Origin of the sequence: Amycolatopsis sp. WQ 127309, assembly GCF_023023025.1 — a bacterium.
Lineage (GTDB): Bacteria > Actinomycetota > Actinomycetes > Mycobacteriales > Pseudonocardiaceae > Amycolatopsis.
This window is the reverse complement of the sequence record NZ_CP095481.1, coordinates 7,302,699-7,315,013: the sequence shown is the minus strand read 5'-3', so window position 1 is coordinate 7,315,013 and position 12,315 is coordinate 7,302,699. Positions and strand designations below refer to the sequence as shown.

10 protein-coding genes are annotated in these 12,315 nt (G+C 72.7%); all 10 read right to left on the bottom strand.

Features of this window, described 5'->3' with window-relative positions; translation table 11 throughout:
* Nucleotides 1-18: 18 nt before the first annotated feature.
* Nucleotides 19-1,989 (bottom strand): asparagine synthase (glutamine-hydrolyzing), encoded by a 1,971-nt coding sequence (gene asnB / locus MUY22_RS33055; protein WP_247051088.1) that lies wholly within the window; start codon nucleotides 1,987-1,989, stop codon nucleotides 19-21.
* Between the two features lie 5 nt (nucleotides 1,990-1,994).
* The gene (locus tag MUY22_RS33050; protein WP_247051087.1) at nucleotides 1,995-2,261 is read right to left on the bottom strand and encodes an acyl carrier protein; all 267 of its coding nucleotides are present in this window, start codon (nucleotides 2,259-2,261) and stop codon (nucleotides 1,995-1,997) included.
* The gene (gene fabD, locus MUY22_RS33045) at nucleotides 2,254-3,819 is read right to left on the bottom strand and encodes an ACP S-malonyltransferase (protein ID WP_247051086.1); all 1,566 of its coding nucleotides are present in this window, start codon (nucleotides 3,817-3,819) and stop codon (nucleotides 2,254-2,256) included. Before fabD ends, MUY22_RS33050 begins: the two co-directional genes overlap by 8 nt.
* A 17-nt stretch (nucleotides 3,820-3,836) precedes the next feature.
* Nucleotides 3,837-4,496 (bottom strand): nitroreductase family protein, encoded by a 660-nt coding sequence (locus tag MUY22_RS33040; protein ID WP_247051085.1) that lies wholly within the window; start codon nucleotides 4,494-4,496, stop codon nucleotides 3,837-3,839.
* Complete coding sequence (locus MUY22_RS33035) at nucleotides 4,493-5,269, bottom strand: AfsR/SARP family transcriptional regulator (protein ID WP_247051084.1); 777 nt, start codon at nucleotides 5,267-5,269, stop codon at nucleotides 4,493-4,495. The genes MUY22_RS33040 and MUY22_RS33035 overlap by 4 nt, the downstream gene beginning before the upstream one ends.
* A gap of 28 nt (nucleotides 5,270-5,297) precedes the next feature.
* Nucleotides 5,298-5,504, bottom strand: coding sequence for an acyl-CoA carboxylase epsilon subunit (locus tag MUY22_RS33030; RefSeq protein ID WP_247051083.1), 207 nt, complete (start codon nucleotides 5,502-5,504; stop codon nucleotides 5,298-5,300).
* The gene (locus MUY22_RS33025; protein WP_247051082.1) at nucleotides 5,501-7,093 is read right to left on the bottom strand and encodes an acyl-CoA carboxylase subunit beta; all 1,593 of its coding nucleotides are present in this window, start codon (nucleotides 7,091-7,093) and stop codon (nucleotides 5,501-5,503) included. The genes MUY22_RS33030 and MUY22_RS33025 overlap by 4 nt, the downstream gene beginning before the upstream one ends.
* Before the next feature lie 216 nt (nucleotides 7,094-7,309).
* A complete protein-coding gene (locus MUY22_RS33020) occupies nucleotides 7,310-7,522 on the bottom strand; it encodes a hypothetical protein (RefSeq protein WP_247051081.1) in 213 nt (70 codons plus the stop codon).
* 59 nt (nucleotides 7,523-7,581) lie between these two features.
* Nucleotides 7,582-8,682 (bottom strand): hypothetical protein, encoded by a 1,101-nt coding sequence (locus tag MUY22_RS33015; protein ID WP_247051080.1) that lies wholly within the window; start codon nucleotides 8,680-8,682, stop codon nucleotides 7,582-7,584.
* A gap of 197 nt (nucleotides 8,683-8,879) precedes the next feature.
* On the bottom strand, nucleotides 8,880-11,921 hold the full coding sequence (locus MUY22_RS33010; RefSeq protein ID WP_247051079.1) for a BTAD domain-containing putative transcriptional regulator: 3,042 nt from the start codon (nucleotides 11,919-11,921) through the stop codon (nucleotides 8,880-8,882).
* Nucleotides 11,922-12,315: the final 394 nt, after the last annotated feature.

The following is a 12,315-nucleotide window of genomic DNA, read 5'->3' as shown; positions in this document are numbered from 1 at the left end:
CCTCGTCTTCCGTGCCGGTCAGGCCGGCAGAACGCTGGTACGGCGGTCGACCACGCGCAGTCCGGCGCGCAGCGGCCCGCGATCCAGGGCCTGCCCGCGGACGAACCAGTGGTGCAGCCAGAACAGCGACGCCAGCAGGGTGAACGCCTGGTTCTCCTTGGTGCCGATGCGTTCGGCGGGGCCGTCGAAGACCCGGTCGACGAGCGCGCGGGCGAACCGCGTGTCGAGGACGCCGATCGCGTCGAGCGTGGCCTGGTCGGTCAGGGTGTCGCGGTAGTCCGGCCACGCGCGCACGAACGCGGCGCTGTCCGTGGCGCGGTAGGGGAACTTGCCCTTGGCGACGACCTGTTCCGGCAGCACGTCGGCGTAGGCGCGCTTGAGGAGGTACTTCTCGTCGAACGGGTCGCCGAAGCGGTGGTTGACCGACGCGGCCAGCCGCACGACCGCCGGGTCGAGGAACGGGCAGCGGTTCTCGACGCCGTGCCCGAGCGTCATCCGGTCGCCCTGGGTGGAGAGCAGGTAACCGGCCAGCAGCGTGCGGAACTCCAGCCACTGCGCCTTCTGCACCGCCCCGAGATCCGCGTAGCCCGGCTCATCGGCGACCAGCCGCTGGGCCGCGTCGAACGGCTCGCCCGCGTCACGCAGCAGCCGGGCGGCGAAGCGGCCGTTCTGGAAGCGCATCTGGTGGGAGAACAGCCCGGGCAGGTGCTCCTCGGTGAACTGCCGGTACAGGCCCAGCATCCGCTTCGGCGCGCCCTCGCCGGAAAGGTGTGGCAGGTACGGGTAGATCCGCGCGATCCGGTCGAGCCGGGTCCGCTCGTCGAGGTCGTGCCACGCGTCCAGCAGCAGCGCGTCCTTGAAGATCCCGTAGCCGAGGAACGCCTCGTCCGCGCCCTCGCCGCTGAGCACCACCTTGATCCCGGCCGCCTTCACCTGCTCGGCAAGCAGGTACATCGGGACGAACGCGGTGCGGAACGCGGGCACCTCGGCGTGTTTCACCGCGGCCGGGAACGCCTGGACGACGTCCTGGTCGCGGACGCGCACGGCGTGGTGGCGGGTGCCCAGCTCGCCGGTGACCGCGGCCTGCTCGGCGGACTCGTCGACGACGGCGTCCTCGAACTCCAGGGAGAACGTGCGCAGCGGCGCGGCCTGCCGGCTCGCGGCGAGGTGCGCGATGATCGAGGAGTCGAGCCCGCCCGAGACGTAGACGCCGACCTCGACGTCGCTGCGCAGCCGGACGTCGACGGCGGCCGCCAGCTCGGTGCGGACCAGCTCGATCGCGTCCGCTTCGGACTCCGGCGCCGGGCCGGGCTCCAGGTCGAGGGTGGCCCAGCGGCCGCGTTCGACGTCGTCGCCGCGCAGGCACAGGTACTCCCCCATCGGCACCTGCTCGATGTCGCGGTAGCCGCTCTGCGCCGGCAGCGGCGTCCAGGTGGCGAAGATCGACGCGAGGTGCTCGGGGTCGAAGGAGAACCGGAAGCCGGGGTAGGCCAGGAAGGCCTTCATCTCGGAGGCGAACAGCCACGCGCCGTCGTGACGCGCCACGAACAGCGGGCGCTTGCCGTACCGGTCGCGGACCAGCGTGAGCTCGTCGGCCAGGGAGTCGTAGACGGCGAACGCGAAGGCGCCGTTGAAGCGCGACAGGCAGTCGCGACCCCACGTGAGCCAGGCCTGCAGCACGACCTCGGTGTCGGAGTCGGTGCGGAACCGCGCGCCGAGCCGCTGCAGCTCGCGGCGGAGCTCGCGGTAGTTGTAGAGCTCGCCGTTGTAGCAGAGCCACCAGCGGCCGTCGGCGCTGCCGACGGGCTGGGAGCCGCTCGCGAGGTCGATGATGCTGAGCCGGACCGTGCCCATCACGAGCTTGTCGTCGAGGTAGCAGCCGGCCTCGTCCGGGCCGCGGTGCTCGATCTGACGCAGCAGGCCCGCGATCAGGTCCCGGTCGTCCCCGGGCGGACGCCCACTGCCGTAGACGCCGGCGATTCCGCACATGCCGGTTACCGGCCGTCCGCACTCGGGACGGCGCTCGCCTCGACGAACTCGACGATCGCGCGCAGCGACACGAGCACCGAGTCGAGCATGTCCTCGCCCAGTTCGACGCCGTAGCGCTCGTGGACGTGGTTCATCAGCGAGATGTAGCCGAACGAATCGAGCACCCCGGCCTTGAAGAGATCGGTGTCCCCGGTGATCTCGTCGCCGAACCGGAACAGCGCCTCGTCCTCCAGGTAGCTCTGCAGCTCGGCGGTCAACGTCGCGTCAGGCATGGGGTGCTCCCTCGATCAGTCCGGCCAGTCCGGCCCAGTGCTCGCGGATGAAGAAGTGGTCACCGGGCAGCCGGTGGCGCTCCAGCGGCTCGGTGGTTTCGCGCTGCCACGCGCTGATCTCGGCGTCGCTGAACGGTTCGCGGTCGCCGGTGACCACGGTGATCGGCACGTCCAGCGGCGGCTCGTCGTCGTGGACGTACCGGCCGAGGACGGTGAAGTCCGCGCGCAGCACGCGCTCGTAGTGCGCCATCAGGTCCTCGAACTGCCGCAGCTGCGCCGGGACACCGCCCAGCTGGTCGAGGTGCGCCCAGAACGCGTCGCCGGTCAGGCGCCAGGTGTCGCGCTCCCGGCTCGGCACGGCCGGCCCGCACTCGCCGGAGACGACGAGCCGCACCGGCGCGGGCAGGCCTTCGGCCCGCAGCCGGCGGCAGAGCCGGAACGCCAGCCGCGCGCCGAGGCTGTGGCCGTAGATCGCGTACGGCTCGCCGACGTGGTCCCGCAGCTGGTCCATCAGGTCGGCGACGACGGCGTCGGCGTCGGCCAGCAGCGGCTGCGCCACCCGCCGGCCGCGGCCCGGCCGTTCGAGCGCCACGACGTCCAGGTCGCGGGTGTGCTCGGCCAGGGCGCGGTAGGCGTTTTCGTCGCCCCCGGCGTAGGCCACGGTGAACACGCGGCGCGGTTTCTCCGGCGCCGCCACGGGTGTGTCGATCTGCCGGACCATCCGGGTCAGCACTCCTTCCCCGCCGATTTCACGGAAGTTCTCCGCCGGGCTCCGGCGCAGCACCGCGCGGACGCTGTCGGCCCAGCGCACGGTCCCGGCGATCTGGTCGCCGAGCGTCCGGGCGATGTCGCCGTCGCGGTACGGGCGCGCGGTCACGTTGGCGATCACGGTCCCGGCCAGCGGCGCGAACCGGAACCCGCGCAGGAAGGCGGCGAACTCGTCCCGCGCGGCGCGCATGTACCGCGAGTGGAAGGCGGCCGAGACGCGCAGCGCCGCCACCCGGAACCCGCGCCCGGACAGCGTTTCCCGCGCCCGCTCGATGTCGGCCACCGGTCCGGACAGGACGTTCTGCACCGGGGTGTTGCGGTTCGCCACGTCCAAAGCAGACAGTTCGTGCTCGGCGAGCACCTCGGCGAGTTCCGCCTCGGACGGCCCGACGACGGCCAGCATCGCGCCGTCGCGTTCGGTGGCCATCAGCGCCGCCCGCTGGGCGACGAGCTTCAGGCCCGTCTCGAAGTCGAACGCGCCCGCGGCGAGCAGCGCGTTGTACTCGCCGAGACTGTGCCCGAGCAGGACGTCGGCCGCCGGTTCACCGCGGTCGAGACCGTCCTGATAGGACAGCGCGTTGACGACGTAGAGCGCGGGCTGGGTGTAGCGGGTGTCGTCGAGGCGGCCGTCGGGGTCTTCGAGGCACAGCCGGGTGATGTCGTAGCCGAGGACGTCGCCGGCGAGGGCGACGTGCTCGGGGTAGCGGTCGAACAGGCCCGCTCCCATCCCCTTAACCTGGGTTCCCTGGCCGGGGAAGAGCGCGACGCTCGTGCGGTGGGCGACCGGCATGACTCCTCCGGATCTCTTCAGGACAGCGGGTTTCCCCAGGTGTCGAGGAACGCGACCGACTCCAAGGGCTGACGGGCCGGGCGCCGGAAGTCCGTCGTGGTCGTGTACGCGACGGGCAGCAGGCCGACCTGGGCGACGTCCGCCGGCAGGCCGAGGATCTCCGCGGCTTCGGCTTCGCGCTGCAGGTGCAACGTCGTCAGCACGGTGCCGAGGCCGCGTGATCGCAGCGCGAGCTGGAAGCTCCACACCGCGGGGTAGATGCCGCCGTAGAACGACGTCGCCTCGACGTGCCCCGACGGCCGCTCCCCCTGCACGCACGGCACGACGAACACCGGGACGCGGTCGATCACGTCGATCAGGTGCTGCACCGAGCCGACCATCCGGCGCACGGCCGGCACCGCGGCCGCCGCGCCGAGCTGGGCTCGGACCCCGGCCAGGTAGTCGCGGCCGACGTCGCGGAACAGCCCGCCCAGCCGCGCGCGCCGGCCGGCGTCCCGGACGACCAGCCAGCGCCAGGACTGCTGGTTGCCCGGCGACGGCGCGTAGGTGCTCAGCCGCAGGCAGGTCGCCAGCACGTGCGGCTCGACCGGGCGGCCGAGGTCGAGCTTGCGGCGGACCGCGCGGGTGGTGCTCAGGACGTGGTCGACGCTCGCGGTGTCGACGGTCGCCGTGGTCATCGGCCCTCCAGCGCGGGGGTGCGGGTCTGGCCGGTCAGCACGATCTGGTGCAGCCGGCGCAGCTCGTCCGACGGGTCGAGGCCGAGCTCCTCGTTCAGCACCCGGCAGGTGTGCCGGTACGCGCTGAGCGCGTCGGCGCGGCGGCCGGCCCGGTTGAGCGCGGAGACGAGCTGGTGGTGGAAGCGCTCGCGCAGCGGGTAGCGGCGGATCAGGGCCTGCAGCTCCGGGATCACCTCGGGCAGGTGCTCCTGCTCGAGGTCGGCCTGGACGCGCAGCTCCAGCGCGGCTTCGCGCAGGCCCTCCAGCCGGACGGCCTCGGCGTCCAGCGACGGACCCTGCCGCACGTCGGCGAGCGCGGCGCCGTGCCACATGGCGAGGGCCTCCTCCATCTTGCGGGAGGCTTCGGCGGCGTGGCCGGCGTCCAGCACCACGCGGCCCTCCCGCACGACCTGTTCGAAGCGGCGGGCGTCGATGGCGTCCGGGTCGACCGACAGCAGGTAGCCGTTGTTGACCGTGGCGAGGACCTTGGTGCCGCAGCCGACGTGCCCGGCCAGCTGCTTGCGCAGGTGGTAGACGTAGGTCTGGATGGTCCCCACGGCCGACTTCGGCGGCCGCTGCGGCCAGAGCTCGTGGATGATGCGGTCGATGCCGACGGCGCTCGGGCTCTCGAGCGCCAGCAGGGCGAGGACCTGCCTGATCTTGGTGGACGTCGTGCGGACCTCCCCGCGCGGGCTTTCCACGCGCAGGGGTCCGAGCAAGCTGAGTTCCAGCATGGGAATCTCCTCGGTCTCCTCGGCCGGGCTACCGGCGCTGAACGGGGCGGCGGGGTGCTCGTCCCGAGCTCCACATGCCCGGCGGCCGGTAGGCGCGGTCGTCGGGTCCCCAGGGCGCGACGGCCCGCAGCGGGAGCGGGGGCGGTTCCCGGCGCAGCGACGTGATCACCGCGAGCAGCGCCGCCAGTTCCGCGTCGTCGGGCGCGCCCCGCGTGATCACCACCGGCGGGGTCATGTCGGCGGGTTCCCGTGCTTGCGCTGCGGCAGCTGCGCGTGTTTCGAGCGCAGCGTCCCCAGCGCGTCGATCAGGATCCGCCGGGTGTCGGCCGGGTCGATCACGTCGTCGACGAGCCCGCGCTCGGCCGCGTAGTAGCCGTGCATCAGGTTCGTCCGGTACTCCTCGATCAGCTTCGCCCGCACCGCGTCCGGGTCCAGCGCCGCGTTGATCTCCTTGCGGAACACCACGTTCGCCGCGCCCTCGGCCCCCATCACCGCGATTTCGTTGGTGGGCCAGGCGAAGGACAGGTCACAGCCGATCGAACGGGAGTCCATCACGATGTAGGCCCCGCCGTACGCCTTGCGCAGGACGACCTGGACGCGGGGCACCGAGGCGTTGCAGTAGGCGTAGAGCAGCTTCGCGCCGTGCCGGATGATGCCGCCGTGCTCCTGGTCGCTGCCGGGCAGGAACCCCGGGACGTCGACCAGGGTGACGAGCGGGATGCTGAAGGCGTCGCACATCTGCACGAACCGCGCGGCCTTCTCCGACGCCGGGATGTCCAGCACGCCGGCCAGCACGGCGGGCTGGTTGGCGACGACGCCGACCACGTGCCCGTCCAGCCGGGCCAGCCCGCAGATGACGTTGCGCGCCCAGGACGCGTGCACCTCGAACAGCTCGCCGTCGTCCACGACCTCTTCGACGACCGCGCGCATGTCGTAGGCCTGCGCGACGTCGGCGGGCACGAGGTCCAGCAGCCGCTCACAGCGCCGGTCCGGCGCGTCGGACGGCTCGACCGACGGGGCCAGCTCACGGTTGTTGGCCGGCAGCAGCGAGATCAGGTACCGGACGTCTTCGAGGCACTCTTCCTCGGTGTCGTGGACGAACCCGCTCGCGCCGGACACGGTCGCGTGCACCGCGGCCCCGCCGAGCTGCTCGTGGGTGATCTCCTCGCCGGTCACCGAGCGGACGACGTCCGGGCCGGTGATGTACATCTGCGCGATGCCGCGCACCATGAACACGAAGTCCGTCAACGCCGGCGAGTAGGTCGCACCGCCGGCGCACGGGCCGAGCATCACGCTGATCTGCGGGATCACCCCGGAGAACCGGACGTTGCGCTCGAAGATCCCGCCGTACCCGGCCAGCGCCGTGACGCCTTCCTGGATGCGGGCGCCGGCGCCGTCGGACAACGAGACCAGCGGGGCGCCCGCCGCGCCGGCCATGTCCATCAGCTTCTGGATCTTCGCCGCGTGCGCTTCCCCCAGCGAGCCGCCGAAGATCCGGAAGTCGTGGGCGTAGGCGAAGACCGTGCGACCGAAGACCGTCCCCCAGCCGGTGACGACGCCGTCGGTCGCGGGACGCCGGTGCTCGAGCCCGAACCCGGACGAGCGGTGGTGCCGGAAACGCTCGATCTCGTGGAACGAACCGGCGTCGAACAGCAGCGCCAGCCGGTCCCGCACGGTCAGCTTGCCCTTGGCGCGCTGGGTCCGGGTCGCGTCCGGGGACGGCCCGTCCTCGGCGCGCCGACGGGCGGTGTTCAGCTCACCGACCAGGGCGCGCAGGTCCTGGGGTACCGCCGGGGGTGTCGTGGGTTCGTCGATCGTCGTCATCGGCGGGCCCCCGGGAAAACGCTTTCCCGACCCGTCGGGACTGCACCCGTTCGCGAGCACCGAATCGCGGTCACTTGGTCGTCCACCGTCGTTCTCCTCGGCCGGAAGAAACACCCGCACCGGACACAGCTCACCTGCACCGGTAATCAGAAATTGGGAAATTCGGAATTGTTTCGCGCTCGACCGGTTCTACGCCGTGCGCGCAGCCACCGGGATCTAGTGGTTCGGGCCCTCGCCGGAACCGCTACCGGCCGGCGCGTGGGCCCCGGAGTGCACACCGGGGTGCGCACCGGCCGCGACGGGCGCACCTCCTGGAACCGCCTGGCTCACGCCCAAGCCCGCCGCGACGAAGGCGAGCACCACGAAAGCCGTCCGCGCCCCCCGCGCCTTGCTGTCCCCCGACGTCGCGTCATCCGATCCGTTCCGCATGGTCACCACTCCCTCTTGTCATCCACAAGCCGTTCACGAGCCATCGACAAGAATGACGATCACAGCTCTGGTTCCCGATTCCGTCCGTCCTCGATACCGCTCACCTCCCCCGCCCCGGTATTCCGGACATAGCGGGCGGGAACCGCGGTATCGCCGCAGGCCAGTGTCCGGCGGCGGGCAGCGTCGAGACGCTCTTCGACGATCTCGGGCGTCGCCCCCTCGGCCAGCACGCGCACTCCGGTGCTGGGCGGGCGGAGGAACTCCGCACCCGCGAACCACCTCGGCGCCGGCGGGCGGACCGGCACCCCGGCCAGCGCGCGGCACAGCTCGGTCTGCACGTCGAACCCGGTCGTCACCTCGATCAGCCGGGCGATCCCGCGGGACCCGAAGCCCGGTCGCGCGCGCACGATCCGCGGGCCGCGCCCGGACAGCACGACCGACGTCTCGGCGGGCCCGAACTCGTAGCCCACCAGGTCCAGCATCGCCGTGACGGTGGCCCGGACCTCCCTCGCCTCGGCTTCGCCGACCGTCGCCGGGAACAGGTACCGCACGCCGTGCGCCACGGCCCGCTGCGCGGTGACGCCCACGACGCGGTGCATCCCGTCGTGCGTCAACGTCGTCACCACGACCTCGGGGCCGGGCACGAACTCCCCCGCGGCGAACGGCCCGGGGCGGTGCTCGTGGCGACGCGCCCACTCGGCCAGTGCCGCCCCGGACCGCACGACGGTCTCGTCGTCGCCCGAGCGGAGCACCGCGGGCAGGCCGATCTCCGCGACCACCCCGGGCACGGCGCCCGCGGTGGCGACCACCCGGGTCCGCACCATCGGGTGCCGGCTCGGCGCGAGCACCTCTTCCAGCCGCCGGTCGTCGGCCAGGACGTGCGGGGCCTCGGCGAACTCGGGGCACACGCGAGTGGCCGGGAACCCCTCGCCGTCCAGCACGTGGGTGATGCCGCACCGCAGGACGACCTGGGCGACGGCGCCGGCCACGGCGTTCTCGTCCCGCGCGTCCACCAGCGTCAGCCGGTCGGCGGCGAAGGGAGCGAACAGGGCGCGCTGACCGGCGTCGACGACGAGCCGGAGGTCGAGACCGCTGCGCACGGCCTTCCGCGCGAACGCGAGCGAAGGAAAGCAGAGCAGCAACCGCGCGGCCGGGCTCATGGGCCCACGTCCTCGTCAGGGCCCGCAGCACCGGCCCGGCCGTCCACCCACCGCCGTCTCATCGCGACTCCCCGCACTTCGGTGACCTGCGGTCCGCCGACGTCGTCCCGCGGCCACGACACCTCGTGACATGGATGTAGCTCCTGCCACACTGCCCGCGCCGGTTACCGATTCGTTCCCGCCGGCGCGCGGAGGCCTCAGGAGCGGGCTCTGGGCGGGACCCCGGCGGTCCGGAAGATCTCGGCGGCCCGCTCGAGGCAGTCCCGGGCCTGGTCCGCGGCGCCTCGCGCGGCGTGGACGTCGGACAGGCCGACCAGCGCGCGGGCCTCTTCGATCCGGTAGCCGATGCCGGCGGCCAGCGCGTGGGCGCGCTCGTGCAGCACGAGCGCCTCGGCGTAGTCGCCTTCGAGCCGGCGCAGGCGGCCGATCAGGTTGTCGATGACGACCCGCCGGATCGGCGTCCAGTGCGCTTTGTGGTGCGCCAGCCCGAGGCCGACGAACCGCCGGGCCTCCTCGATCCGGCCGAGCCGGTGCCCGGTCAGCGCCGACAGCGCGTACACCAGCGCGACGTCGCCGGGCGCGCCGAAGTCCTCCCCCAGCTCGCGAGCGACCCGCAGCTGCGCGTCGGCCTCCTCGACCGCGCCCGTCCCGAGGTGGGCCAGTGACAGGTCGATGAGCGCGACGAGCTCGTTCTCCCGGGCGCCGAGCTCGCGGTTCAGCGCCAGGGCCCGCTTCGCCGTGTCGACCGCTTCGGCGTAACGGCCCCACTGTTCGTAGAGGGAACTGAGGTTGACCAGCGACTCCGCCTCGGCCCGGCCGGCGCCGAGCTCCCGTTTGATCCGGATGGACTCCTGCAGCAGCGGGAGCGCCTCGTCGTACCGGCCGCAGGTGCACAGCAGCAGGCCGAGCATGCCGGTGTCCTTCGCGACGCCACGCCGGTCGCCCAGGTCCGACGCGATGGCCAGCGCCTCCGACGCCGCGTCGATCCCTTCGGCGAACTTGCCGAGCTTCCAGTGCGCCACCGCGGAGTTCGACAGGCTCAGGCGCAGCAGTTCGGCGTCGCCGAGCCGGCGCGACGAGACCACCGACACCTGCGCCATCTCGACGAACTCCGCGAACAGCCCGTCCGCGTCCAGCTGGAAGACGACGTTGCGGGCGAGCCGGGCGACGTGCCGGTCGAACCCGTGGGCGTGCGCGAGCGCGACGGCCTCCTGCAGGGTCGACTGCTCCCGGTCCAGCCACTTGCGCGCTGCTTCGCGGGTCGGCAGGTGCGGCAGCGCGGGATCGCTTTCCCCGGGCCCGGCCGGCAACCGCGCGCGGCCGGGGAACAGCAGGTCGCAGACGTGGTCGGTGACGTCGACGAAGTAGTCGAGCAGCCGCTCGTAGCCGGCCGCGACGTGGCCGGCGTCGTCTCCCGCGCACTCGGTCTGGTTGAGCTGGTTGACGAAGCTGCGCACCAGGTCGTGGAACGTGTAGTAGCCGATCTCGTGCTGCTGCAGCATGTGCGCGTCCAGCAGCACCTCCAGCACGGCCTCCGCTGTGTGCGGGGACAGGCCCAGCAGCGCCGCCGAGGAAAAGACATCGATGTCACGCCCAGGGTGCACCCCCAGCATGCGGAACGCCGTGCGGTGGCGCGGCCCGAGCCCTTCGTAGGAGATCCGCAGCGTCAGGTCGACCCCGCGTTCACCGGACTTGAGCTCGTCCAGGCGGCGCGACTCGTCGCTCATCCGGTCCACGAGGTAGCCGATCGGCCACCGCGGCCGGTTGCCCAGCCGGCTCAGCGCGATCCGCATCGCCAGCGGCAGGTGCCCGCACAGGGCGACGAGCTCGGCCGCCGCGTCGGCCTCGGCCGCCACGCGCCGGGTGCCCAGCACCCGGGCGGCCATCGCGACGCCGTCCTCGGTGGTCATCGTGCCGAGGGAGAGCCAGTGCGCGCCGTCCAGGTCGATCAGCCGCGTCCGGCTCGTGACGAGCACGAGCGAATCGGCGCCGAGCGGCAGCAGCGGCCGGACCTGGGCGAGGTCGAAAGCGTTGTCCAGCAGGACGATCAGCCGGCTCTCCGCCGTCATCGTGCGCCAGAGCATGGCCCGCGCGTCGGCGTCGTCGGGCTGCTGGTCGGCCTCCACGCCGAGCATGCCCAGCAGCGCCTCCGCGGCGGTGCGGGGCGACAGCGGCTGGCCGCCGGAGGTGTATCCGCGCAGGTTGACGTACAGCTGCCCGTCCGGGTAGCGCTCGGCGAGCAGGTGCGCGGCGCGCACGGCCAGCGTCGTCTTCCCGACGCCGCCCATCCCGTCGATCGCGACGATCCGCGGGCCGCGGTCGGCGGGAGCGTCGAGCCGGCTCAGCAGGCCGTCCAGCTCGGGCTTGCGGCCGGTGAAGTCTGCGAGGTCGTACGGCAGCGTCCGGGCGACGGTGGCGGCCGGCGGCTCCGCGGCCCGCACGGGCTCGGGCGCTTCCCGGGGTGGTTCGAGGGCGGGATCGTTGCGCAGCAGGCGTTCGTAGAGGTCCGACAGGTCGCTGCCGGGGTAGATCCCCAGCTCTTCGGAGAGCAGCGCGCCGACCCTCCGGTACTCCTCCAGGGCGTCCGCCTGCCGGCCCGAGCGGTACAGGGCGAGCATCAGCTGGCCCCGCAGCTTCTCCCGCAGCGGGTGGGCCGCGACGTGCTCCCGCAGCTCGCTGATCACCTCACGGGACTCGCCGCGCGAGAGGCGCAGGTCGGTGAGCTGCTCGACGGCGTCCAGGTACCGCTCCTGCAGCGCGACGTCCGCGGCCTTGATCGCGGGCCCGCCGCTGCCGGCGAGCACCGATCCGCGGCGCAACGCGAGCGCGCCCTGCAGGTGCGTGGCGGCTTCGTCCCAGTTGCGGTCCGACGACGCCCGCCGGGCCTTCTCCAGCAGGTCCAGGAAGACGTTCAGGTCGACCTGCTCCGCGGGCAGCACCGCGCGGTACCCCGGCCCCTCGGTCACGATGACCTCGCCGCCGGCCGGGATGACCTGGCGCAGCCGGGCGACGGCCTTGCGCACCTGGTGCGTCGCGGTGGCGGGCGGGTCGTCGTCCCAGACGGAGTCGACCAGCTGGGAGATGCTGAGCACCTGCCCGGACTCGAGCAGCAGGGCGACCATCACGCGCTCCTGGACGGCCCCGCCGAGGTGGATCCGGCGCGTGCCGGACCAGCACTCCAGCGAGCCCAGGACGTTGATGCGCAGATCCGGCTCCTGGCGCGAAGGCGAGCCGCCCATCAGAAGTCGACACCTGTCGCCACGCAGCCACCTCTCCCATCCGGTCACCCCGAGCGGCCGCGGACGGGCATGTGGTGCGCCCACTCGCGAATCCCATCGCCGCGACACCGGCTCCGGGTGAGAAAGAGGCCGCTCCCCGCCGGCCCGCACTCCTCGTACCGGAAGAACGTACCCGAAATTCTCGCACGCCGGTTCTGCGCAAAACCCGAGACTTCGACTCCCCTTGTGGATCATCTTCCCACAGGGGATGCCGGAAAAGCGGGCAGTGAAGACGAGACTGACGGGCAATCCGCCCACCGGTCGGCCGCACGGTCAGGACGCCGTTCGCAGGCACGGCCGCACCTTCACACCCACCACACCGGCGGTGGTCGCGCAACCACCGCACCCACGGCCA